Source organism: Leisingera sp. XS_AS12, from assembly GCF_041224635.1.
In the GTDB taxonomy this organism is placed as follows: Bacteria; Pseudomonadota; Alphaproteobacteria; order Rhodobacterales; family Rhodobacteraceae; genus Leisingera.
In genome coordinates this window covers 1-794 of record NZ_JBGFGM010000023.1, presented here as the reverse complement: position 1 = coordinate 794, position 794 = coordinate 1, and the positions used below count along the sequence as shown (strand labels likewise).

The window sequence follows — 794 nt, the reverse complement described above, 5'->3', positions numbered from 1 at the left end:
ACCCGCTGCGCGGTTTGAGGGCTGCGCGCGTGGCCATAACCTCTCAGCGGCCAATCTTCCCGACGTGCTATGGCCCAGAGTTCGTTGCCAAGGACGTCAGGGCCTGGATCGAGGCGGTTGGGGCAAAAACAGCCTTCATCGAACCTGGGAGCCCATGGGAGAATGGATACGTCGAAAGCTTTAATGCCCGGCTCCGGGACGAACTGCTGGACCGAGAGCTCTTCTACTCGCTGAGGGAGGCTCAGATCATCATCGAAAGTTGGAGGAAACACTACAACACCAAGCGCCCCCACAGCGCCTTGGGATACCGGCCGCCTGCGCCAGAATCCATCGTCCCGATGGACCAAAGGCCAGTCATGCACTAACAATCAAACCGGACCAGTCAGATCAGGCTCCCCAGCTGCATCACAGCCTTTCGCAGCGCTACCGCGAGATGGTCGAAGATCTCGCCCGGTCGCTGAACGCGCCGGAGGTGAAGCGGGAAGCCATGGCAGAGTTGAGGGCGCTGATTTCGCAGGTACGGATGGTTCCGGACGCGGATGCGCCCGGCGGCCATCAGCTTGAGCTTGTTGGAGAATTGGCCGGGATCATGGCTTTGGGTGGGCTTGAATCGAAGAAGCCCCCGCTGTTTGCAGGGGCTTGGTCGGAAACGGTGGTTGCGGGAGCAGGATTTGAACCTGCGACCTTCAGGTTATGAGCCTGACGAGCTACCTGGCTGCTCCATCCCGCGACACTTTGTTTGGCCTACCGCGCGGATCGCTACTTGAGGCCGGCTATTATCCGGTGACTTGCCG

Annotated in this window: 1 protein-coding gene and 1 tRNA gene; one reads left to right on the top strand and one right to left on the bottom strand. The window is 60.3% G+C overall.

Annotation, left to right across the window (positions count from 1 at the left end):
• A partial coding sequence (locus AB9K35_RS00280; RefSeq protein ID WP_369923934.1) for a transposase occupies positions 1 to 365 on the top strand: 365 nt, incomplete at its 5' end.
• A 288-nt stretch (positions 366 to 653) separates the two neighbouring features.
• On the opposite strand, the gene AB9K35_RS00275 is transcribed toward AB9K35_RS00280, so the two are convergent.
• Positions 654 to 730, bottom strand: a tRNA-Met gene (locus AB9K35_RS00275).
• Positions 731 to 794: the final 64 nt, after the last annotated feature.